Origin of the sequence: Pseudomonas allokribbensis (assembly GCF_014863605.1) — a bacterium.
Taxonomy (GTDB): Bacteria; Pseudomonadota; Gammaproteobacteria; order Pseudomonadales; family Pseudomonadaceae; genus Aquipseudomonas; species Aquipseudomonas allokribbensis.
Genome location: NZ_CP062252.1, coordinates 1,080,871 through 1,102,624 on the forward strand (window position 1 = coordinate 1,080,871; position 21,754 = coordinate 1,102,624).

A 21,754-nucleotide genomic window follows, 5' to 3' on the forward strand; every position below is an offset into this window, starting at 1 on the left:
GTCAGTCCGACTTGTCCTCGGGCTGATACCCCATCCGCCAACTCACGGCCCGTGTCGCCGCCAGCAACCGCTGCGCCGCCGGGCCGTTTTCGTCGGCGTGGAACAGCGAGGTCGGGCCGACGATGGTCAACACTGCCGCGATCTGCCCGAGGGCGTTGAACACTGGTGCCGACAAGGCATCGACGCCGGGCATCAGCAAACCATGCACATGATGCAGACCGCGTTCGCGGATCTGTTCGCACAACGCCGCATAGGCTTTTTCGTCCGCCAGCGGATGGCCGCCGCTGGCGATTTCCTGTTCGCGCAATTCGTCGGTTTCCCGATGCGGCAGGTAAGTGCTGAAGACCAGCCCCGTGGATGAACTGAGCAGCGGCAACACCGAGCCCAGTTGCGTCACGACCGTCACCGCGCGCACCGCCGGTTCGATGTGCACAACGGTTGCGCCCTGATTGCCCCACACCGCGAGGAAACAGGTTTCGTTGAGTTCGTCGCGCAGTTCGGCCAGCGGCAGGGCGGCGACTTTCAGCACGTCCACACTGTTGAGTGCGGCCAGGCCCACGCGCAGCGCTTCACGGCCGAGGCCGTAATGGTTGGTGGCGGTGTTCTGTTCGGCGAAACCGCTGGCGATCAAGGCCTGCAGATAGCGGTGAACCTTGCTCGCCGGCATCTGCACATGTTCGGCCAGACGCGACAGCGAAGTGGAGGGCGACAACTCGGCCAGGGCCTTGAGGATGTCGGTGCCGACTTCGGCGGAGCGGACTTTCTGTTTGCCGTTGCTGTCGCTGGTTTTTTCCATGGTGCTGCCGTGTCCCGGAACGAATGGGCGTCTTTATAGCTTGACGCTGGATAGCGAGCAAATTACGTTATGCGTAATTGAATTACGATAAAAACAACCCCGGCGTGCCAAGACCTCTGATCCAGAGCGTCCGGCCATGCCGACTCCCTGTTCAGGAGGCTCCATGAACCTCGATTCAGCCCTGGCTTACCAGTCCGGTTTCGGCAACGAATTCAGCTCCGAAGCGTTGCCCGGCGCACTGCCCGTCGGCCAGAACTCCCCGCAGAAAGCCCCGTACGGTCTGTACACCGAACTGTTCTCCGGCACCGCGTTCACCATGACCCGCAGCGAAGCGCGGCGTACCTGGATGTACCGGATCCAGCCGTCGGCCAATCACCCGGCATTCGTCAAACTGGAGCGGCAACTGGCCGGTGGACCGTTGGGTGAAGTGACCCCCAATCGCCTGCGCTGGAACCCGCTGGAGATCCCGGCCGAACCGACCGACTTCATCGACGGTCTGGTGAGCATGGCGGCCAATTCCGCTGCCGAAAAACCGGCCGGCATCAGCATTTATCACTACTGCGCCAACCGTTCGATGGAACGGGTGTTCTTCAACGCCGACGGCGAGCTGCTGCTGGTGCCGCAACTGGGGCGTCTGCGCATCGCAACCGAGCTGGGTGTGCTGGAAGTGGCGCCGCTGGAAATCGCCGTGTTGCCACGGGGCCTGAAATTCCGCGTCGAACTGCTCGACCCGCAGGCGCGCGGTTACGTCGCCGAGAACCATGGCGCGCCGCTGCGCCTGCCGGATCTGGGGCCGATCGGCAGCAACGGCCTGGCCAATCCACGGGACTTCCTGACCCCGGTCGCCGCCTACGAAAACCTGCAACAACCGACCACCCTGGTGCAGAAATTCCTCGGCCAGTTGTGGGGCACCGAACTCAATCACTCGCCGCTGAACGTGGTCGCCTGGCACGGCAACAACGTGCCGTACAAATATGACCTACGCCGCTTCAACACCATCGGCACCGTCAGTTTCGATCATCCGGACCCGTCGATCTTCACCGTGCTCACGTCGCCGACCAGCGTCCACGGTCTGGCCAACCTCGACTTCGTGATCTTCCCGCCGCGCTGGATGGTGGCCGAGAACACCTTCCGTCCACCATGGTTCCACCGCAACCTGATGAACGAGTTCATGGGCCTGATCCAGGGCGAATACGACGCCAAGGCCGAAGGTTTTGTGCCTGGCGGCGCGTCGCTGCACAGCTGCATGAGTGCTCATGGCCCGGACGGCGAGACCTGCACCAAAGCCATCAACGCGGACCTGAAACCGGCCAAGATCGACAACACCATGGCCTTCATGTTCGAGACCAGCCAGGTGCTGCGCCCAAGCCGCTTTGCCCTCGACTGTCCGCAACTGCAATCCACTTACGACGCCTGCTGGGCCACGCTGCCCGCCACGTTCGACCCGACCCGGAGATAACCCATGACTCAGAATTCCATCACCCGCAGTTGGGTCGCTTCGGCCAACGGCCACACCGATTTCCCGTTGCAGAACCTGCCGCTGGGCGTGTTCAGCCTCAACGGCTCGGCGCCGCGCGCGGGCGTGGCGATTGGCGAACACATCTTCGATCTGCAAGTGGCGCTGGAGGCCGGGTTGTTCGACGGCGTCGCGCGCAGTGCAGTCGAAGCCATGCACGGCGGCCAGTTGAACGCCTTCTTCGAACTCGGCCGCGACGCTCGCGTTGCCCTGCGCGAACGACTGCTGGAGCTGTTCAGCGAAGGCAGCACCCATCGCGGCAATATTGAAGCCCAGGGCGCAAAACTGATGCCGCTGGCCGCCGATTGCCAACTGCACCTGCCGGCGCGCATCAGTGACTACACCGACTTCTACGTCGGCATCGAGCACGCGCAGAACGTCGGCAAGCTGTTCCGTCCGGACAACCCGTTGCTGCCGAACTACAAACACGTGCCGATTGGTTACCACGGTCGTGCGTCCACCGTGCGTGCTTCCGGCACCGACGTGCGCCGTCCGAAAGGCCAGACCCTGCCGGCCGGTGCGACCGAGCCGACCTTCGGCCCGTGTGCGCGTCTGGACTATGAGCTGGAGCTGGGGATCTGGATCGGTCAGGGCAACGAGATGGGCGAGTCGATCGCCATCGGCGATGCCGCTGAACACATTGCCGGTTTCTGCCTGCTCAACGACTGGTCGGCCCGTGACATCCAGGCCTGGGAATACCAGCCGCTTGGCCCGTTCCTCTCCAAAAGCTTCATCACCAGCGTCTCGCCATGGGTGGTGACCGCCGAAGCGCTGGCGCCATTCCGCACCGCGCAACCGGCGCGCCCGGAAGGTGATCCGCAGCCATTGCCGTACCTGTTCGACAAGCGCGATCAGGATGGCGGTGGTTTCGATATCGAGCTGGAAGTGCTGCTGCTCACCGAGAAAATGCGCGAGCAGAACCTGCCGGCCCATCGCCTGACTCTGAGCAACACCCGCTACATGTACTGGACTGTCGCGCAAATGGTCGCGCACCACAGCGTCAACGGCTGCCAGTTGCAGGCCGGTGACCTGTTCGGTTCGGGCACTTTGTCCGGCCCTGAAAACGGCCAGTTCGGCAGCCTGCTGGAAATCACCGAGGGCGGTAAGAAGCCAATCGAGCTGGCCTCCGGTGAAGTGCGCAAATTCCTTGAAGACGGCGACGAAATCATCCTGCGCGCTCGTTGCGCCCGCGAAGGTTTTGCCTCGATCGGTTTCGGCGAATGCCGTGGCACTGTGCTGGCGGCGCGCTGACAGGAGCGGCTCATGGATCTCTACACCTATTACCGTTCCACCTCGTCGTATCGGGTGCGGATCGCGCTGGCGCTCAAGGGCCTCGACTATCAGGCGTTGCCAGTCAATTTGATTGCACCACCCGGCGGTGAACATCGGCAACCGGCGTACCTGGCGATCAATCCCCAGGGCCGGGTGCCGGCGCTGCGTACCGATGACGGCAAGTTGCTGATTCAGTCGCCGGCCATCATCGAGTACCTGGAGGAACGTTATCCACAGGTGCCGCTGCTGCCCGAGGACCTCGTTGCCCGTGCACAAGTGCGCGGCGTGGCGGCGGTGATCGGCTGCGACGTGCATCCGCTGCACAACGTCAGCGTGCTCAATCGCCTGCGCGGTCTGGGGCATGACGAGCCGCAGGTGACCGAGTGGATCGGCCACTGGATCGGTCAGGGTCTGGCGACGGTGGAGCAGTTGATCGGCGACAGCGGTTTCTGTTTCGGCGAGTGGCCGTGCGTGGCTGATGTGTACCTTATCCCGCAGTTGTACGCGGCCGAGCGTTTCAACGTTTCGCTTGAGGCGTATCCACGGATCCGTCGGGTGGCCGCGTTGGCCGCTGAACATCCGGCGTTCATCGCGGCGCATCCGGCGAATCAGCCGGACACGCCGAAGTAGCATTTGATGGCTCCCGTGCAGCGCACGGGAGCCATTCCGGTTACCCGCAAAAAAACATAAAAACAAAACAGGTACCTTGCGATGCATAACCAGATTGCCAGCTTCCGGGCGGCACTCGACGCCCGTCCTGTGTCCCGCTTTCAGTGGTTGCTCCTGATCCTTCTCGCCTTGTTGCTGGTCACCGACGGCTACGACGCCCAGGTGCTCGGCTATGTGGTGCCGGCGCTGGCGCAGGACTGGGGCCTGGAGAAATCGGCGTTCGGTCCGGTGTTCAGCGCCAACCTGCTCGGCCTGACGCTTGGCTCGCTCGCCGTGACGCCGCTGGCCGACCGTTTCGGCGTACGGCGGATTCTGCTCGCCTGTGTGCTGATCTACGCCAGCCTCACCGTGCTGATGGTGTTCGCCGATTCCCTGAATACCTTGATGATTGCGCGCTTCATCTGCGGCATCGGCATGGGCGGCGCAATGCCCAGCGCCATGGCGTTGATGTCGGAGTACTCCCCGCCACGCCTGCGCACGTTGATGGTGACGCTGGCGGCCTGCGGTTTTTCCTTCGGCGGTGCGGCGGGTGGTTTTGTCGCGGCCGGTTTTATCGACCGTTTTGGCTGGCAAGCGGTGTTCCTCGCTGGCGGCGTCACGCCGTTGCTACTGTTTCCGTTCCTCTGGTGGATGCTGCCGGAATCCCTGCCGCGCCTGCTGCGCGATGCGCCACCGTATGCGCGCCTGCGCAAGGTTACCGCCCGAATGCTGCCAGACTGGCAACCGCCCGCCGCGTCGGTCGAGCAGAACGAACGCGAGCAGGGCAGCAAACTGACCGTGGTGGAACTGTTCCGCAATGGCTACGCACGCCCGACCTTGCTGATCTGGGCGACCTTTTTCGTCAGCCTGATCCTGCTGTATTTCATGATCAGCTGGCTGCCGTCGCTGCTGCTGGAAAGTGGCCTGAAACTCAATGAAGCGAATCTGGTGACGTCGATGTTCCTGTTCGCCGGCACCTTGGGCGCCATCTGCATGGCGTGGTTCGCTGATCGTCTGAAGCGCAAGGTACGGTTGCTGTCCGGTGTGCTGGCCGGCGCGGCGGTCTGCACGATTCTGCTGGGCCTGAATCACGACAACCCGCGCTATCTGGTGGCCTGTGTGTTTGCGGCGGGCTTCTGCATCATTGGCGGGCAACTGACGCTCAATGCGTTTGCCAGCAATTTCTATCCGGCGCACGTGCGCGCCACTGGCACCGGTTGGGCGCTGGGGGTAGGGCGTTTCGGCTCGATTCTCGGGCCGCTGTTCGGCAGCCTGTTGCTGGCGATGCACATTCCGGTGGAGCAGATTTTCTTCTTCTGCGCGATTCCGGCGGTGATTGCGGCGTTGTTGATCATTCAGGTGCGTTCGCCTGCTGCGGCGTCAGTCAGTGCACCACCGAATTGGGCGGCAGATGCCCCAGTCGTTCAGTCAGGCGAAGCCGCTGAATCGGGTCGTCACTGAGCAGCAGCGCGTGCTCAAGATCGAAGCGCTCGGCGTTCGGGCAGTCGAGACGCTGGTACAGGCTGGCCCGGGCCAGGTAGTCGGCGGCGCTGGCATCGCCCATTTCGAGTACGCGTTCGGCATCGATCAGCGCGGCGATGAAGTCATCGTGGGTCAGGTGCAACTGGCGCAGGTTGCGCGACAGGCGTTGAAGCATCTGTAGCGGTGTGGCGGCCAGCAGGTGGTCGGCGTTGAGTTGCATCTGGTGGCCGTATTGGCGATGCAGCAGTTCGCGGCAATCGTTCGGATACAGGCGCCGCCCACCGCACGGATCGAGCAAGTGATCAGCCCCGGGCACCTTCAACAGGAAATGTCCGGGGAAGTTCACGCCCACCAGCGGGATCTCCAGGCCACGGGCCAGTTCCAGCGCGATCAGCGCCAGGGCCAACGGTTGGCCGCGCCGGGTCTGCAACACCTTGTTGACCATCGCGGCTTGGGGGCGCAACGGCGCAAAATCATCCTGTGCAAAACCCAGATCGGTCATCCGCCGCAGGAGCGGCTGCGCCAGTTCGCTGACCGGCAACAGTGGCAAACCGGAACTGACGCGCTGTTGCAGTTCCTTGAAATCCTGCAATAGCGCTTCGGGGTCGACGTGTTTGTCATGCTCGGCAGCCATCCACAACGCTGCCTCGAACAGCGCGGGCGGTGAACGGTGCAGACAGTCGAAAAAACGTTGGCGCGGACTCATCAAAATCTCCGGGGAATGCCTCGTTTTAGCCCCGTCTCTGTCATTCGTCCAGTGCCGCGCCGCTCTGCCACCGGGTTATGCCGCAACGCATTGGTCGCTGTCGGGCCTTATTCCCGTGCGCTTCAGCAATTTTTGGGCGCAAGCCTATACTGGCGTCTACCAGAAGTGATTCGGGGGCCTGCCGATGTTCGCTCTCATGCAAAGCACTCGCCTGGAATCGCTGCACCTTAGCGTTGATCCGGTCTCCGGATTGAAGGCGGTCATTGCCATCCATAACAGTCGCCTCGGGCCAGCCCTGGGCGGGTGTCGTTATCTTGCCTACCCGAACGACGAATCCGCTGTCGAGGACGCCATACGCCTGGCCCAGGGCATGAGCTACAAAGCCGCGCTGGCCGGTCTGGCCCAGGGTGGCGGTGTGGCCGTGATCGTGCGCCCGGCCCATGTGGAAAACCGCGCCGCGTTGTTCGAAGCCTTTGGCCGTTGCATCAATCAGCTCGACGGCCGCTACATCACTGCCATCGACAGCGGCACCTCGGTGGCGGACATGGATTGCATCGCCCAGCAGACCCAGCACGTCACCAGCACCACCTCTGCCGGCGACCCTGCGCCACATGCCGCGATGGGCGTGTTCACCGGAATACGCGCCACGGCCATGGCGCGGTTGGGCAGCGACAACCTCGAAGGCTTGCGCGTGGCGATTCAGGGGCTGGGCAATGTCGGTTATGCCCTGGCCGAACAACTGCACGCCGCTGGCGCCGAACTGCTGGTCAGCGACATCGACCACGGCAAGGTGCAACTGGCGATGGAGCAGCTCAACGCCCACCCGATCGCCAACGACGCATTGCTCAGCACGCCGTGCGACATTCTTGCGCCGTGCGGCCTGGGCGGTGTGCTCAACAGCCACACCGTCACTCAATTGCGCTGCTCGGCGGTGGCAGGGTCGGCCAACAATCAACTGACGCATCTGGATGTGGCCGATCAACTGGAACGGCGCGGCATCCTGTATGCGCCGGATTACGTGATCAATGCCGGTGGGTTGATCTACGTATCCCTCAAGCACCGTGGCGAAGAGCTGACGACCATCACCGCGCACCTGTCGAAGATCAGTTCGCGTCTGACGGAAGTGTTTGCTCACGCCCAGGCAGAAAAGCGTTCACCCGCACGGGTGGCGGACGAGTTGGCGGAGAAGGTGTTGTACCGCTGAGGTTTTTCCGGACATGAAAAAGCCCCTGAGTCTTGCAACTCAGGGGCTATTCAATTCAGGTATCGATTACTTTGCAGCCTTCGCCGCTTTGGCGGGTTTGGCTGGGGCTTCTGTCGGCTCAGCCGCGTCTGCCGTCTCAGTCGCCACAACCGGTTCGGCCGGTGCGTTGATCAGCTCCGACAGGGCATCAGGCTGGCTCTTGAACGCTCGGGCGAACACATCGCGGTTCTTCGCCATGAAGATCCCGACTTCTTCCACTTGCTGCTCGCTCAACGATGGAACGGCTTTTTCCAGCACTTCGGCCAGCAACTCGGCCAGTTCGAGCATTTTGTCATGACGGTCAGCTTCGGCTTTATCCATGAACAAGCGCTCCAGATCTCGGCTGCTGCGGTATACCACTTCGACGGCCATTCACCACCTCACATGCCTTCACATTAAGTTGTCTTTGCGACTACTGTATCTATATACAGCGAAAAGGATAAGCGAATCCCTGCGCTTTGGGTAGTGGCTTTTTAATGTAGACCGGATTCGGATTTTGTCAGGCCGATGGCGCCGCGCAGGTGCGACCAAACGCCACGGCGCGGGTTTCGCGGCGGCTCGCCATGATGGCGTGGCCTCTTTTCTGCATGCATCCGTGTGCGTGCGCAATAACCGTCACATCCAAGCGTGCAACATCCGCTCGAACCGGGCTAAGGAACCTTCATCGTGAAAATCAACTGGGCCGAGAAACTGCGGCAAAACGTGCACCAACTGGCCGAGTCTCTGGGCAACCTGTTCGTCGAGACCTTCCACTACCTGGCGCTGTTCGCCATTGGCGCGGTGACCGCCTGGGCGGCAGTGATGGAATTTCTCGGGATGCTCGAGGAAGGGCACATCAAGATTGATGACATTCTGTTGCTGTTCATCTATCTGGAACTGGGGGCGATGGTCGGGATTTACTTCAAGACCAACCACATGCCGGTGCGCTTCCTGATCTATGTGGCGATCACCGCACTGACACGCCTGCTGATCTCCAACGTCTCGCACCACAACCCGCCGGACATGGGCATCATCTACCTGTGCGGCGGGATTCTGCTGCTGGCGTTCTCGATCCTGGTGGTGCGTTACGCCTCGTCGCAATTCCCTTCGGTGAAAATCGAGAAGCCGCAACGCAAGCTCGGTGCGGGCTCCGGTGAGCACCCCGAGATCGAGAAGGGCGAGCTCTAAAGACCGATCGATGGCCGATGCTGGCCCTTGATCTGGCGCGGTGGCGGGGTGAGCCCGTCGCCGCGGGTCATGGCTTCCAGGATCGCCATGGCGCTGTGGCCCTGTTCGATGGCGATGCCGAACTGGATGCTTTGCACCAGTCGTTTGAGGCGCTTGGGGTCGTTGCGCTGGTCGGCGCTGATCATCCGTTTGGCGACGATCCGGCCGCTGTTGGAAAGGGTCAGTATGATGCTGCCGTCGAGGCCCTGAATGCTCAGGTTGATCTGATAGTCCGGCGCGAAGGCATCGGTAATGATCTGAAAAGGATTGTCCATGATGCGTCACCGCCTGATTGAACGTGCAGTTGTTGACCGGCCTTGATCGGGTTGGTTCGCCAAACCTGACCGTCGGCCATTCCGTGGTCCTGTCTCCTTCAGGGATGTAGCAAGGGACATGCCGGGAATTTTGTCGAACAATGAAACCGGCCAAAAAGAAGGCGAGCTCATGGCTCGCCTTCTTCGTTTGCGGCCCGTTTCAGGGCAGAACCGAGTAGATGATCGCTGACAGTGCAATCAGGCCGATCAGCACCACGAACACGTTCGACACCTGGCCCGAATACTGGCGCAAGGCTGGCACGCGGCGGATCGCGTACATCGGCATCAGGAACAACAGGCAGGCAATCACCGGCCCTCCGAGGGTTTCGATCATGCCGAGGATGCTCGGGTTGAAGGTCGCCACGGCCCAGCAGCTGAGGATCATGAACAACGCAGTCGCACGGTTCAGCCAGCTCGCCGACATCACCCGGCCACGGCCGCGCAGGCTTTTGACGATCATGCCCTGGAAGCCTTCGCTGGCGCCGATGTAGTGGCCGAGGAAGGATTTGGTGATCGCCACCAGCGCAATCAGCGGCGCGGCGTAGGCGATGACCGGGGTCTGGAAGTGGTTGGCCAGGTACGACAGGATCGAAATGTTCTGCGCCTTGGCCGCTGCCAGATCCGCCGGCGACAGTGCCAGCACGCAGCTGAAGCAGAAGAACATCACGGTCACCACCATCATGCCGTGGGCCATGGCGAGGATGCCGCTGCTCTTGCGTTCGGCCCGGTCGCCGTAGCGTTGTTTCTGCTCGACGGCGAATGCGGAAATGATTGGCGAATGGTTGAACGAGAACACCATCACCGGGATCGCCAGCCACAGGGTCTTGAAGAACACCGACATCGGCATCGCTTCCTGGGCGCTGGCAAAAAACGCGCCGTTCCAGTTCGGAATCAGGCTGATACCGAGCAACAGCAACGCGGCGACGAACGGATACACCAGCACGCTCATGGCTTTGACGATCACGCTCTGACCGCAACGCACGATGGCCATCAAACCGAGGATCAACGCCAGCGACAACACTGCGCGCGGCGGCGGGGCGATGTGCAACTGGTGTTCGAGGAAGCTGCTCAGGGTGTTGGTCAGCGCCACGCTGTACACCAGCAGGATCGGGAAGATCGCGAAGAAATACAGCAGCGTGATCAGTTTGCCGGCACCGACGCCGAAGTGTTCTTCCACCACTTCGGTGATGTCACCGGAGCGGCCCGACAGCACGAAGCGGGTCAGGCCCCGGTGCGCGAAGAAGGTCATCGGAAACGCCAGCACCGCCAGGATCAGCAACGGCCAGAAACCGCCGACACCGGCGTTGATCGGCAGGAACAAAGTGCCGGCACCGATGGCGGTGCCGTACAGACCGAGCATCCAGGTGGTGTCGAATTTGCTCCAGCCCTTGTGGGCGATTTCGCTATTGCGTGTGCGGTCTACAGCGGGGTTTTCGGCAGCAGGTGTGCGTACATCGGTCATCGTTTTTGCCTCGTTATTATTCTTGCTCGGGCTCACGTGTTACAGGCGGTCAGGGAGCGCTCCTCAGCACTCCACCCAGCTCACGGCCAGGCCGCCCCGTGAAGTCTCTTTGTATTTGTCATGCATGTCGGCGCCGGTATCGCGCATGGTGCGGATCACCCGGTCGAGGGAAATGAAGTGTTTGCCGTCACCGCGCAGGGCCATTTGTGTAGCGTTGATCGCCTTCACCGCAGCGATGGCGTTGCGCTCGATGCACGGCACCTGCACGAGTCCGCCGACCGGGTCGCAGGTCAGGCCGAGGTTGTGTTCCAGGCCGATTTCGGCGGCGTTTTCCAGTTGCTCCGGGGTAGCGCCGAGCACGTCTGCGAGACCAGCAGCGGCCATGGCGCAGGCAGAGCCGACTTCACCCTGGCAGCCGACTTCGGCGCCGGAAATCGAGGCGTTTTTCTTGCACAGGATGCCGACCGCTGCCGCGCCCAGAAAGAACGCGACCACGTCATCGTCGGACGCATCCGGATTGAATTTCATGTAGTAGTGCAGGACGGCCGGAATGATCCCGGCGGCACCGTTGGTCGGCGCGGTGACCATGCGCCCGCCGGCGGCGTTTTCTTCGTTGACGGCGAGGGCGAACAGGTTGACCCACTCCATCGCCGACAGGGTCGAACTGATGACGTTCGGTTTGCCGATTTCCAGCAGGCTGCGGTGCAATTTCGCTGCACGACGCGGAACATTCAGACCACCAGGCAGCACGCCTTCGTGACGCAAACCTTGCTCGACGCATTCGCGCATCACCGACCAGATATGCAGCAGGCCCTGACGGATTTCGGCGTCGCTACGCCAGGCCCGTTCGTTGGCCATCATCAGTTCGGAAACACGCAGGTTGTGTTTGTTGCACAGCGACAGCAGTTCAGCGGCGCTGGAAAAGTCGTACGGCAACACCACGTCGCCGGCCGGTGCTACACCGGATTCGGCTTCGGCCGCTTCGATGATGAAACCGCCACCCACCGAGTAGTACGTCTGCTCGAACAGTTGCCCGGATGCACCGAAGGCTGTCAGCGACATGGCGTTGGGGTGGTAGGGCAGGCTCTCGTCCAGCAGCAGGAGATCGTCTTGCCAGTTGAAGGCAATCGAGCGTGTACCTGCGAGGGACAGTTGGCCGGTCTCGCGCAGTTGCTGGATGCGTGGTTCGATGGTCGACGGATCGATGCTGTCCGGCCATTCGCCCATCAGGCCCATGACCGTTGCGCGGTCAGTGGCGTGACCGACGCCAGTGGCCGAGAGCGAGCCGTATAAACGGATTTCCACCCGCTGCACATCGTTCAGCAAATGCTGATCGATCAGGGCCTGGGCGAAGGTCGCGGCGGCGCGCATCGGGCCGACGGTGTGGGAACTGGACGGACCGATGCCGACTTTGAATAGATCGAAAACACTGATAGCCATGCTAAAGCCTTACAAGCAATGGAGTAGGAATCGCCGCCATTTTTTGTAGGACAAGCGCAATGTCGGCGATACTGCCTACCTCGCTTCAACGTGACTAACGAAACTTCCTAAGTAAGCCTTTAGCAGGACTAAACCATGAGTCGTCAATTGCATGCCCAGACTTACGTCTGGCTGCAGGTGTTTTCCTGTGCCGCGCGGCACCTGTCATTCACCCGTTGTGCCGAGGAGTTGCACATCACGCCGGGGGCGGTGAGCCAGCAAATCCGACAGCTGGAAGAGCGTCTGGGCTTTCGCCTGTTTCACCGTCGCGCCCGGGGCGTGGAGCTGAGTGCTGAAGGACAGCGACTGGCGATTACGGTCAACGAGGCCTACGGCAGCATCGATGCTGAGCTGCGTCGTCTGGATGCGGGGATGATCAGCGGAACTCTGCGGGTGCGCTCGATTCCGTCGTTCCTCAGCAAATGGCTGACCCCGCGCCTGCCGCGCCTGCAACAGCGTTACCCGGACATCCAGTTGCGACTGGTGGCCGAGGACAGCAGCGTGCCGTTGCATGAAGGGGATTTCGACCTGGCGATCGACTTGAACGACGGAAGTTATCCGGGATTGTTATCCACAGCCTTGCTCGACGAGCAGATTTTCCCGGTGTGCGCGCCGAGCCTGCTGCGTGGACGGCCGCCACTGCACGGGCCGGCGGATCTGGTGCATTTCCCGCTGCTGCACGACATCACGGCCTGGCGCGGCAGTTATGAATACGCGGAGTGGGAGTTTTATCTCAATGCCATCGGATTCGATGGCGCCGACGTACGGCGTGGGCACACGTTCAATCGCAACCACCTGACCATCGAAGCGGCGATTGCCGGCATGGGCGTGGCGATTGCCCGGCGCACGCTGCTCAACGATGAACTGGAGCGGGGGACATTGATCGTGCCGTTCGGGATTTCGGTGCCCAATCACAAGCGCTATGTCTTGCTCTACGCACCAGGGGCGCTGAGCCATCCGGGCGTGCGGGCGGTACATGACTGGCTGGTGGAAGAGGCGGGGATTTTTCGCAGCCAGCACCCGTTGGGTGATGGCCAATTGTGAGCAGATTTTGCAGGGAACTGAGGCGACCCAACTCCCGACCTTACCAGCGCTTCACTCGGTTGTCCGGCTTTTTTTGCGTATGAATATTTATCTTTTTTCAGGGGTTGAAATGTTCGTCACACGGGCCGATTGTTGTAATCAAGAGGTCACGAAATCCTGTTCAAGGCCTCTTGCGAGCTAGCTGAAATAAGGGATGAACTATGCAAATCCAAGTCAACAGCGACAACCATATTCAAAGCAGCAAACGACTGGAGGAGTGGGTACGAACCACAATTGAGAGCACGCTCGACCGTTATGAGGAAGACCTGACCCGTGTCGAAGTCCATCTGAGCGACGAGAACGGTGACAAACCGGGTCCCCATGATTTGCGCTGCCAACTGGAAGCGCGGCCAAAAGGCCATCAACCGATTTCCGTCACCCACAAAGCCGATTCGCTGGAACAGGCGATCGATGGTGCAGCCGAAAAACTGGAGCACGCGCTGGAGCACCTGTTTGGCAAACTGCGGGGCAAACCGCGAGCCGCAGTGGTGCCATTTACCAGCAAGGCGAATGATGCGCTGCTGGAGGAAGAATTTCTGGAAAACGAACAGGCAGCGATCAACAGTTGATGCGCTGATTTTATAAGTCACCCAATGAGAACGGGCCTGCAATTGCAGGCCCGTTTCGTTTCTGGTGGGTTTTGTGAGTGGATCAGATATGAACCCCCTCTCCCTTCGGGAGGGGGCTGGATGCATGTAGATCTCAGAAGGCAACGGAAGTCTGCACATACACCGTGCGCGGCTCACCCACGTATTTGCCCTTGTTGTTGTCATCGAACGAACGGGTGAAGTACTGGGTGTTGAAGATGTTCTTCACCCCCACCGCCACGTTCAGGTCCGACAGTTGCGGGCCGAAGTCATAACCGGCGCGGCTGCTGAACAGCATGTAGCCCGGAATCTTGCCGGTGCTGCCATCGGCGCTTTCTTTCGAGGTGTTGGCGTTGTCGGCGAACTGGTCGCTCTGGAAGCTGCTGTCCAGGTTCAGCTTCCACGCCCCTTCGGTGTAACCGACGCCGATCGTGCCTTTGTGTTTCGAGGAGAACGGCACACGATTGCCCTTGTTCGGACCGTCTTCGCGGATGGTCGCGTCGACATAGGCGTAAGTGGCGTACACGTCGAAACCTGCCAGTGCCGGGCTCAAGTCATCCAGCGCGTAATTGACGCTGGTCTCGATGCCCTGATGGCGGGTTTCGCCACGGGCGATCACCGAGTCGTTGGTCTGATTGCTTTCGTACTGGTTGTCGAAGTTGATCAGGAACGCGCCGATTTCCGCTCGCAGGGCACCGTTGTCGTAACGGGTGCCGAGTTCCCAGGTGCGAGCCTTCTCCGGTTTCACTTCACCGCTGCTCACGCGGTTGGGCATCTGGCTGTATTGCACGCTGCCGAAAGAGCCTTCGGTGTTGGCGTACAGGTTCCAGGTGTCGGTCAGGTGGTACAGCACGTTCAACGCCGGCAGCGCGGTGTTGTAGTCACCCTTGTATTTGACGTTGGTCAGGTTGTTGGTCTGCTGCGACTCGATCATCTCGTAGCGCACGCCCGGGGTGATCGTCCACTTGCCGATATCGATCCGGTCATCGACGAAGAACGCATTGGCCTCGGTACCGCCACGTGTGTCGCGGTCGTTGCGGCTGTTGGTGGTCGGGTATTCGTTGCTGGCGATCGGGGTGCGATAGCGCAACTCGTGACCGGCCTCGTTGATGTAGCGATAGCCGACGCCGACTTCATGGCTGGTCGGGCCGAGGTCGAAACCTTGAGCGAAACGGGTTTCCAGACCGCGAACCCAGTATTCGCGCGGCGACAGCGACAGGAATGTGCCCTGATCCAGATAACCGCTGCGCAGGGTCTTGGTGAAGAAGGTGTTGGCGGTGAATTCGCGGCGATCTTCCTGATAGCGGTAGCCGAAATTGAACATCGTGCGACGGCCCCAGAACTGGTCTTTCGGTCGGGTCGACTGATACGGATCGGCATCGTAGTCGGCGACATTCAGACCGCCGGGCATGTCGGCCTTGCCTTCGTAATACTGGGCCATGGCGTTGAAGCTGTTGGCTTCGTCGAGCTGGTATTTGCCCTTGAGGATCAGGTCGTCGATTTCCGTGTCGCTGTGTTCGCGCCAGTCGCCACCGCGAGTGCCGGAGTACAGCAACGCGCCGCCCAGACCGTTGGCATTGGTGCCGCCGGCCAGCAGGTTGGCGCTGGTCTTGAAGCCGTCATGGCTCGACGAAGGACTGGTTTCGGTCTGGAAACCGCCCTTGACGGTCGGCTCGTCAGGAATCGCCCGGGTCACGAAGTTGACCACGCCGCCGACGTTCTGCGGGCCGTAACGCACGGCGCCGCCGCCTCGCACGACGTCCACCGCGTCCATGTTGCCCATGCTGATCGGTGCGAACGACAACTGCGGCTGACCGTAAGGCGCGAAGGGCACCGGGATGCCATCCATCAACACCGTCGAACGTGCGGCCAGGCGCGGGTTGAGGCCGCGAATGCCGAAGTTCAGCGCCATGTCGTGGCTGCCGGTACCGTTGTTTTCCGGGGCGTTGACCCCGGGAATGCGATTGAGCACATCGCGGGCCTGGGTCGCGCCCTGGCGTTCGAATTCTTCGCGGCGGATCACGTCACGGGCGCCGGGATGTTCGAAGACGTTGACCTGTGCGGCTTCACCCAGCCAGTCGCCGACCACTTTCGAGGTGTCCAGCTCTAGGGCGCTGTCGTTCGACGGTTGCAGGCTGAAGGCATTGCCGCCCTCGGCGCGGGCTTGCAGGCCGGTGCCTTCGAGCAGCGCGTTCAGACCTTGTTCCGCTGTGTAGCTGCCTTCCAGCCCACGGCTTTGCACACCGCTGGTGACCTGCGAGCCAAAGGAAATCAGCACCCCGGCTTCACGGCCGAACTGGTTGAGGGCGTTTTCCAGCGACGACGGAGCGATGTGGTAAGCCTTGGTGTCGGCAGCCAGCGCATGGGGCAGGGCGCTGAAGCTCAGGCTGGCGCCGAGGACGAGATTGCGCAGGGTTCGGGCCAACGGCGTGAGGCGGGTGGGGTGCATGGAGGACGGTCCTGAGAAGGTTGAATCAAGGGGGCTTTCCTTCTCTGTCACGCCAGATCTGAAAAACGGCTCATTTATTTTTGCGTTTGATCAAACCTTGGCTTCGACCGTCACCCAGTAACGGGTAAAGCGCCTTACTTTTACCGGCAGGCTGATTTCCAGCAGGTCGAGAATCCGCTCGCTGTCGTCCAGTGGATAAGTCCCGGAGATCAGCAAGTCAGCGACTTTTGCATCGCAATTGAGCTGCCCGCGACGGTAGCGGCCGAGTTCGTCGAGGAAGTCGGCCAATCGCATGTGGGCGGCCACGAGCATGCCGTCGGCCCAGGCGCCGCTGTTGGCGTCCAGCGGTTTTGCTTCGCTGATGGAGGTGGCGCTGAAACTCAATTGTCGGGCGACCGGCAGCAACATCGGCGCGCGACCTTGCGCGTTCAATTCGACCCGACCTTCAAACAGCGCAACCTGCGTGCGGTCGGCAAACTGCCGCACGTTGATCCGCGCACCTTGAGTTTTCAGCACGCCTTGCGCGGTTTGCACTTCGAAGGATTGAGTGGCGGTCAGCAGCATTTCGCCTTCGAGCAGACGGATCAGGCCATCTCCCCGGACATCCGCCGCACTCGCGCTGTTGAGTTGCAATTGACCGCCCACGCCGAGCGAAATCTTGCGCCGCTGACCGACCGGGCTGCGGTAATCGGCCAGCAGCGACGGCAACGGATTGTGCTCGCGCATCCCCCAGGTGACTGCCGAACCGGCGCCGAGAAGCAGCAACAATTTGAGAGCCTGACGCCGACTGCCGGACTTCGGTGCGTTCAACGCAGCATGGGCCAGTGGCGATGACAAACCCCGCAACCGCGAATTGACCCGCTGAATGTGTTCCCAGGCGCGGCGGTGTTCGCTGTGGGCATCGATCCACTGTTGCCAGGCTTGTTGTTGACGCGGATTCAACGGGCCCTGCTGCATTTCCAGCAGCCAGTGCACCGCCTGCTCGGCAACCTGCGCGGAAAAATCCATCGGCGGATTCACAGAGCAAAGTAGCAGCGCATCGCTGCCTTGTTCAGATGACGTTTGACCGTGGCCACGGAGATACCCAGTTCGGCGGCGATCTGCGGATAGGTCAGGCCATCGACCTGCGCCAGCAGAAATGCGCGTTTGACGGCGCGCGGCAGGCCATCGAGCAACTGATCCAGCTCCATCAGGGTTTGCAGGATGATCGCTTTCTCTTCTTCCGAAGGCGCGACGACTTCCGGCATCTGCGCGAGGGTGTCGAGGTAGGCGCGTTCCAGGTCCTGGCGGCGGTAATGGTTGAACAACACACGCTTGGCCAGCGTGGTGAGGAACGCCCGAGGCTCGATGATCACCGGCGGTTCTCGTGCGGTCAGCACCCGAATGAACGTGTCCTGGGCCAGATCGGCGGCGCTGTCCGGGCAGCCGAGTTTGCGCCGCAGCCAGCCAGTGAGCCAGCTGTGGTGGGCCTGATACAGCGATTCGACGGGATGGGCGGACGACAACGGCATCACTCCGGGCGCATACGGATGCGTTAGAGAACAAGAATGGTTCGCATTGTAGGGCCGCGAATGCATGCCGGCAATCAGACTCTTTTGCGTATGAGAATATTTATCATTAATATTGCATGCCTGTCGTCTCGGCCTGTTGGCCGGGCGTTAACCGTTTCAGGGTCGAAACATGAAAGCCAAACTCGCCACACTCCCCATGTCCTATCGTCTGGCCGTCACTTCGCGGGTGCTCGCGGCAGTGTTTGGCGGCTATCTGGTCGCGGCGCTGGCCAGTGTCACGCTGACAATGTGGTTGCCGCTGAACCGCGCCGAAGCGGTCATCACCGGCATGACGGTTTCGTTCCTCGTGTATCTGGTGGCCGTGCTCTGGTGCTTCGCCTGCCGCAGCGCGTGGGCGGCATGGGTCGGTTTGCTGGTGCCGAGCGTGATTCTGGCGACGATCTCCGGCGCCGCTCGGGGTCTGGGTTACGCATGAAAGAAGGTTTCCGGCAGGCGATGGCCTGGCTGCACACCTGGACCGGACTGGTCTTCGGCTGGCTGCTGTTCGCGATTTTCCTGACCGGAACGCTGGCCTATTTCAAGGACGAGACCAATCACTGGATGCAGCCGGAAATCCCGTCGCGCCCGCTCGATGCCGAAGCGAGCCTGACGCTGGCGCAAACCTATCTGCAACAGCGCGCGCCCGATGCGCCGAGTTGGCAGATCACGCTTCCCGATGCGCGCGATCCCGGGATCTCTGTCGGTTGGCAAGCCCCGACCCAACCCGGCCAGCGCGGCCGATTTACCGAAAAAATCCTCGACGCCCGGACCGGTGCCGAAGTGCCCGTGCGCAAAAGCTTCGGCGGCGAATTCTTCTACCGCTTCCACTTCCAGCTGCAAATGCCTTATCCGTGGGGCCGCTGGCTGGCGACCAGCGCGGCGATGGTGATGTTCATCGCACTGATTACCGGGATCATCACCCACAAGAAAATCTTCAAGGACTTCTTCACCTTCCGCCCGCGCAAAGGCCAGCGCACCTGGCTCGACGGGCATAACGCGGTGGGCGTGCTGGTGCTGCCTTTTCACCTGATGATCACCTACAGCAGCCTGGTGATCTTCATGGCGATGGTTATGCCGGCGAGCCTTCTGGCGTCCTACGGCAACGATCGCAGTACGTTTTACGATGAAGTGTTTCCCGAAACGCCGGCCCCGGAGCGCGCAGGCATTCCCACCACGTTGCCGCCGATGGCGCCGCTGCTGGCACGTGCAAGCGAGCACTGGGGCGGCGGACATGCCGCGCGGGTGACGGTGAACAATCCCGGCGACGCCAATGCCTCGGTGCAGGTGTCGCGTGCCAGTTCCGACAGGATCACCTACGAATACGGCAGCGACGTGACCTTCAATGGCGTGACCGGACAAATCCTCGGTGCGACCCCGGCCAAACCGCTGCCGATGACGATTGCCGGCAGTTTCTATGGTTTGCACATCGGCCATTTCGCCGGCCCGGTGCTGCGTTGGCTGTATTTCATTTGCGGCTTGGCCGGCACGGCAATGATCGGCACCGGACTGGTGATCTGGCTTGGCAAACGTCAGCTCAAACATGCCAAGACCGGGGGCATGCCGTTCGAGTTGCGGCTGGTCGAAGTGCTGAACATCGCCAGCATGGCCGGGCTGGTCAGTGCGGTGGCGGCGTTCTTCTGGGCCAACCGTCTGTTGCCAGTGAGTCTCGACGGACGGGCCAAGTGGGAAGTGAACGCGTTCTTCATCGCTTGGGCTTTGAGCCTGGTGCATGCCTTGCTCCGGCCCGGTCGCAAAGCCTGGGTCGAACAATTGACACTGGCAGCGCTGCTGTTCACCACGGTGCCGTTGCTCAACGCATTGACCACTGCGCATCACCTCGGCGTCACGCTGGCCCAGGGTGACTGGGCATTGGCCGGTTTCGACCTGACCTGCCTCGGCGCCGGTCTGTTCCTGGGGTGGGCCGCCTGGAAAATGCAGCGTGCCGGCCACACCGTCCGCGTGAAAAAGACACCTCGCGAAACACCCCGGCCGATCACGCTTGAGCAGGGGACGCACTGATGCTGCTGGCGCTGTTGCTGTGTTACGCCGGATTTACTGCGCTGTGTCTGTCGATGCCGCGACATCACGATGAGCTGCTGGGTCACAAGCCTTCAAACCGACGCGCAAAAAGTCTGAAGCTCGCCGGTTGGTTGCTGCTGTGTCTTTCACTCTGGGCCGCCGTGGCTGCCAACGGCTGGGGTTTCGGTCTGGTCGACTGGTTCGCTGTGTTGATGATCAGCGCATTGTTGCTGGTGCTGCTGATGCCCTATCGACCGAAACTGGCAATGGCGATGGCGGCGTTGAGCCTGTTGGCGACGCCGGTCGCCGCATGGGCGTGGTGATGCAATGCTGATCGGTCATCCCCCGGAATCCCGCGACGACGAACCGAGCGGCGCGCGCGCGCATTTTCTTCAGGTGTTCCTCTCGCAGCGCCCGCAAATGGAAGCGCTGGTGAACCGTCGCGTCGGTTGCCGGGCGACGGCAGCGGACCTGGTGCAGGATCTGTTCCTGCGATTCTGGCGCCGGCCGCTGGTGCAGGTTGAAGAGCTCAGCACCTATCTGCTGCGCTGTGCAGGCAACATCGCCATCGACCATTTGCGCAGCGAAGGCACGCGGGTGCGGGTCAACGAAGGCTGGCAACCGGATGAGCCGGACAGTAGCGCCAGCGAACCGCAAGCGGCACTCGAAGCAGGCAATGATCTGCGCCACGTCGAAGCGGCGTTGCGTGCATTGCCTGAGCGCACGCGGCAGATCTTTTTGCTCAATCGCATCCACGGGCGCAAGTACGCCGAGATCGCCAAAGCCATGGGCCTGTCCCAAAGCGCTGTGGAAAAACATATGATGCGCGCCCTCGAGGCCTGCAAGGCCAGCCTGCGCGAACCCGCGCCACGCCTGCCAGGGAAAGCACCGTGAATCACACCGACCGCGTCACCCCGACGCCCGCTCAGGAGCAGGCGGCTTTTGCCTGGTTGAGCCTGTTGCACGACCGCCCCAGCACCGGTGACCAACTGACCTTCAGCCAATGGCTGCGAGCCGACCCGGCCCACGCCGAGGCTTACGCCCAGGCGCAAGTCATCTGGGAATTGAGCGAAGGGCCGGCCCGCACTCTGGCGGATGAAGAGTCGTTCGCCTTGCAGGGCTATCTGAATGCGATGGACCGGCCGCGCCGTCCGCAGATTCGACGTTGGGCCGGAGCGCTGGCAATGGCGGCCTGTCTGTTGTTGATGATCAGCCTCGGCACCGGTTGGCAGCCGCAGCGCTGGGTCGATGATCTGGGCGCCGACTATGTTTCGGCACCCGGCGAAATCCGCACCGTGACCTTGGCCGATCAGTCCCAGGTCACGCTGGACGCCGACAGCGCCATCGCCGTGGATTTCAGTCATGGCGAGCGGCATGTTCAGGTACGTCGAGGCGCCGGTTTTTTCAGCGTGACCCACACCGGCGAGCCGTTTGTGGTCGAGGCTGAAAAGGGCCAGGCGCGTGTGCTTGGCACGCAGTTCGAAGTGCGCCTGCAACCGCATGGCGCACAAATCACCGTGTTGTCCGGGCGCGTTGGCGTGACGGCGGCGCGGGATGCCGAGCAGCAGATTCTCACCGCCGGCCAGCAAGTGGCATATGGCAAAGGCATCGCGGAAAAACTGCACGCCGTGGACAGCGAAGCGCAACTGGCCTGGCGTCAGGGCTGGCTGACTTACTACAAGTCGACACTGGCGGATGTGGTGCAGGATCTGCGGCGTTATTACCCGGGACGGATCATGTTGCTCAATGATGAACTCGGCGCGCGCAAGGTCAGCGGAAGCTTTCCGAGCAAGGATCCGCAAGCCGTGCTGAATTCGCTGCAGGGGGTTCTGGGATTCGAGCAGCATCAGGTGCTGGGCAAGCTGATTATCCTGCGCTGAAAATATTTTCAAATTTGTGGTGAGGTAAATCCCGACGCCATCCGTGTAGTGACTGAAACTGC

21 protein-coding genes and 1 pseudogene are annotated in these 21,754 nt (G+C 61.6%); 13 read left to right on the plus strand and 9 right to left on the minus strand.

The genetic code is table 11. The features are described from left to right. Position 1: 1 nt before the first annotated feature. A complete protein-coding gene (locus IF199_RS04780) occupies positions 2–796 on the minus strand; it encodes an IclR family transcriptional regulator (protein ID WP_192559810.1) in 795 nt (264 codons plus the stop codon). Between the two features lie 163 nt (positions 797–959). Between IF199_RS04780 and hmgA the strand changes: the two genes are divergently transcribed. The 4 genes from hmgA to IF199_RS04800 all read left to right on the plus strand — a co-directional run bounded on the left by hmgA (position 960) and on the right by IF199_RS04800 (position 5,693). Then, positions 960–2,255 (plus strand): homogentisate 1,2-dioxygenase, encoded by a 1,296-nt coding sequence (gene hmgA, locus IF199_RS04785; protein WP_064593461.1) that lies wholly within the window; start codon positions 960–962, stop codon positions 2,253–2,255. Between the two features lie 3 nt (positions 2,256–2,258). Beyond that, positions 2,259–3,563 carry a fumarylacetoacetase gene (gene fahA, locus IF199_RS04790; protein WP_192559811.1) on the plus strand — a complete coding sequence of 435 codons (1,305 nt, stop codon included), beginning with the start codon at positions 2,259–2,261 and terminating at the stop codon, positions 3,561–3,563. A gap of 12 nt (positions 3,564–3,575) precedes the next feature. After that, positions 3,576–4,214 carry a maleylacetoacetate isomerase gene (gene maiA, locus IF199_RS04795; protein WP_096819076.1) on the plus strand — a complete coding sequence of 213 codons (639 nt, stop codon included), beginning with the start codon at positions 3,576–3,578 and terminating at the stop codon, positions 4,212–4,214. A gap of 81 nt (positions 4,215–4,295) precedes the next feature. Continuing rightward, on the plus strand, positions 4,296–5,693 hold the full coding sequence (locus IF199_RS04800; protein WP_192559812.1) for an MFS transporter: 1,398 nt from the start codon (positions 4,296–4,298) through the stop codon (positions 5,691–5,693). Here IF199_RS04800 and IF199_RS04805 read toward each other — a convergent pair. Continuing rightward, positions 5,617–6,420 carry a SirB1 family protein gene (locus IF199_RS04805; protein ID WP_096819080.1) on the minus strand — a complete coding sequence of 268 codons (804 nt, stop codon included), beginning with the start codon at positions 6,418–6,420 and terminating at the stop codon, positions 5,617–5,619. The genes IF199_RS04800 and IF199_RS04805 overlap by 77 nt on opposite strands. A gap of 184 nt (positions 6,421–6,604) precedes the next feature. On the opposite strand from IF199_RS04805, the gene IF199_RS04810 reads away from it, so the two are divergent. Further along, positions 6,605–7,624 (plus strand): Glu/Leu/Phe/Val dehydrogenase family protein, encoded by a 1,020-nt coding sequence (locus IF199_RS04810; protein ID WP_096819082.1) that lies wholly within the window; start codon positions 6,605–6,607, stop codon positions 7,622–7,624. A gap of 156 nt (positions 7,625–7,780) precedes the next feature. On the opposite strand, the pseudogene IF199_RS04815 reads toward IF199_RS04810, so the two are convergent. Beyond that, positions 7,781–8,035: pseudogene (locus tag IF199_RS04815) on the minus strand (YebG family protein); the annotation flags it as partial. A 294-nt stretch (positions 8,036–8,329) separates the two neighbouring features. On the opposite strand from IF199_RS04815, the gene IF199_RS04820 reads away from it, so the two are divergent. Next, positions 8,330–8,830, plus strand: coding sequence for a phosphate-starvation-inducible protein PsiE (locus tag IF199_RS04820; RefSeq protein ID WP_003221775.1), 501 nt, complete (start codon positions 8,330–8,332; stop codon positions 8,828–8,830). Here IF199_RS04820 and IF199_RS04825 read toward each other — a convergent pair. The 3 genes from IF199_RS04825 to IF199_RS04835 form a co-directional block, all read right to left on the minus strand. Further along, on the minus strand, positions 8,827–9,144 hold the full coding sequence (locus tag IF199_RS04825) for a DUF3509 domain-containing protein (RefSeq protein WP_192559814.1): 318 nt from the start codon (positions 9,142–9,144) through the stop codon (positions 8,827–8,829). The genes IF199_RS04820 and IF199_RS04825 overlap by 4 nt on opposite strands. A 199-nt stretch (positions 9,145–9,343) precedes the next feature. Continuing rightward, positions 9,344–10,645 carry an HAAAP family serine/threonine permease gene (locus IF199_RS04830; protein ID WP_192559815.1) on the minus strand — a complete coding sequence of 434 codons (1,302 nt, stop codon included), beginning with the start codon at positions 10,643–10,645 and terminating at the stop codon, positions 9,344–9,346. 63 nt (positions 10,646–10,708) lie between these two features. Beyond that, positions 10,709–12,085 carry an L-serine ammonia-lyase gene (locus tag IF199_RS04835; RefSeq protein WP_192559816.1) on the minus strand — a complete coding sequence of 459 codons (1,377 nt, stop codon included), beginning with the start codon at positions 12,083–12,085 and terminating at the stop codon, positions 10,709–10,711. 135 nt (positions 12,086–12,220) lie between these two features. On the opposite strand from IF199_RS04835, the gene IF199_RS04840 reads away from it, so the two are divergent. Together IF199_RS04840 and IF199_RS04845 are read left to right on the plus strand one after the other, a co-directional pair. Continuing rightward, complete coding sequence (locus tag IF199_RS04840; RefSeq protein WP_192559817.1) at positions 12,221–13,168, plus strand: LysR substrate-binding domain-containing protein; 948 nt, start codon at positions 12,221–12,223, stop codon at positions 13,166–13,168. Positions 13,169–13,368: 200 nt separating this feature from the next. Further along, positions 13,369–13,776, plus strand: a complete 408-nt coding sequence (locus IF199_RS04845; protein ID WP_096819094.1) for an HPF/RaiA family ribosome-associated protein — start codon at positions 13,369–13,371, stop codon at positions 13,774–13,776. A 133-nt stretch (positions 13,777–13,909) separates the two neighbouring features. On the opposite strand, the gene fecA is transcribed toward IF199_RS04845, so the two are convergent. From fecA to IF199_RS04860, 3 genes are all read right to left on the minus strand, one after another. Next, positions 13,910–16,243 (minus strand): TonB-dependent Fe(3+) dicitrate receptor FecA, encoded by a 2,334-nt coding sequence (fecA, locus tag IF199_RS04850; RefSeq protein WP_192559818.1) that lies wholly within the window; start codon positions 16,241–16,243, stop codon positions 13,910–13,912. A 90-nt stretch (positions 16,244–16,333) separates the two neighbouring features. Further along, positions 16,334–17,263, minus strand: coding sequence for a DUF4880 domain-containing protein (locus IF199_RS04855; protein WP_192559819.1), 930 nt, complete (start codon positions 17,261–17,263; stop codon positions 16,334–16,336). Further along, positions 17,260–17,748: a sigma-70 family RNA polymerase sigma factor gene (locus IF199_RS04860; RefSeq protein ID WP_085730110.1), complete on the minus strand. Its 489-nt coding sequence runs from the start codon at positions 17,746–17,748 to the stop codon at positions 17,260–17,262. Before IF199_RS04860 ends, IF199_RS04855 begins: the two co-directional genes overlap by 4 nt. 175 nt (positions 17,749–17,923) lie before the next feature. On the opposite strand from IF199_RS04860, the gene IF199_RS04865 reads away from it, so the two are divergent. Genes IF199_RS04865 through IF199_RS04885 form a run of 5 tightly spaced genes read left to right on the plus strand, consistent with a single transcriptional unit; the run spans position 17,924 to position 21,692 of the window. Continuing rightward, positions 17,924–18,229, plus strand: a complete 306-nt coding sequence (locus IF199_RS04865) for a DUF3649 domain-containing protein (protein WP_102619477.1) — start codon at positions 17,924–17,926, stop codon at positions 18,227–18,229. Further along, entirely contained in the window at positions 18,226–19,812 is a 1,587-nt protein-coding gene (locus IF199_RS04870; RefSeq protein ID WP_192559820.1) for a PepSY-associated TM helix domain-containing protein, read from the plus strand. The genes IF199_RS04865 and IF199_RS04870 overlap by 4 nt, the downstream gene beginning before the upstream one ends. After that, positions 19,812–20,135, plus strand: coding sequence for a DUF3325 domain-containing protein (locus IF199_RS04875; RefSeq protein WP_192559821.1), 324 nt, complete (start codon positions 19,812–19,814; stop codon positions 20,133–20,135). The genes IF199_RS04870 and IF199_RS04875 overlap by 1 nt, the downstream gene beginning before the upstream one ends. Positions 20,136–20,139: 4 nt before the next feature. Further along, positions 20,140–20,706: an RNA polymerase sigma factor gene (locus IF199_RS04880; protein WP_096819110.1), complete on the plus strand. Its 567-nt coding sequence runs from the start codon at positions 20,140–20,142 to the stop codon at positions 20,704–20,706. Next, positions 20,703–21,692: a FecR family protein gene (locus tag IF199_RS04885; protein WP_192559822.1), complete on the plus strand. Its 990-nt coding sequence runs from the start codon at positions 20,703–20,705 to the stop codon at positions 21,690–21,692. Before IF199_RS04880 ends, IF199_RS04885 begins: the two co-directional genes overlap by 4 nt. The last annotated feature ends 62 nt before the right edge of the window (positions 21,693–21,754 follow it).